Source organism: Neobacillus paridis (assembly GCF_016765675.1).
Lineage (GTDB): Bacteria > Bacillota > Bacilli > Bacillales > Cytobacillaceae > Neobacillus > Neobacillus paridis.
The window spans coordinates 1-531 of the sequence record NZ_JAESWB010000203.1 but is presented as its reverse complement, the minus strand read 5'-3'; the positions used below and the strand labels follow the sequence as shown (position 1 = coordinate 531).

The following is a 531-nucleotide window of genomic DNA, read 5'->3' as shown; positions in this document are numbered from 1 at the left end:
TTGTTGTGCACCGGCGCCACTGGCGAGTTGATCGGGATCTCGTGGAAGTTCACGCCGCCCAGGCGGGTGATCTGGGTATCGAGATAGGAATGGATGCGGCCATGCAGCAGCGGATCATTGCTGAAGTCGATGCCCGGCACCACGTGGGCGACGCAGAAGGCCACCTGCTCGGTCTCGGCGAAGAAGTTGTCCGGATTGCGGTTCAACACCATCTTGCCCACCGGTGTCAGCGGCACCAGTTCCTCGGGAATGATCTTGGTCGAGTCCAGCACGTCGAAGCCGAAGCCGGCGGCTTGTTCCTCGGTAAAGATCTGCAACGCCAGCTCGTATTCCGGGAAGGCGCCGGCTTCGATCGCTTCCCACAGGTCGCGGCGATGGAAGTCGGGGTCGGCGCCGGAAATCTTGACCGCTTCTTCCCAGACCAGCGAGCGGGTGCCGGCAAGCGGCGTCCAGTGGAATTTCACGAATACCGACTGGCCCTCGGCATTGACCATGCGGTAGGTATGCACGCCAAAGCCCTGCATCATGCGG

1 protein-coding gene is annotated in these 531 nt (G+C 62.0%); it reads right to left on the bottom strand.

Annotation, left to right across the window (positions count from 1 at the left end):
• A partial coding sequence (locus tag JK635_RS14680) for a catalase (RefSeq protein WP_202654703.1) occupies positions 1–531 on the bottom strand: 531 nt, incomplete at both ends.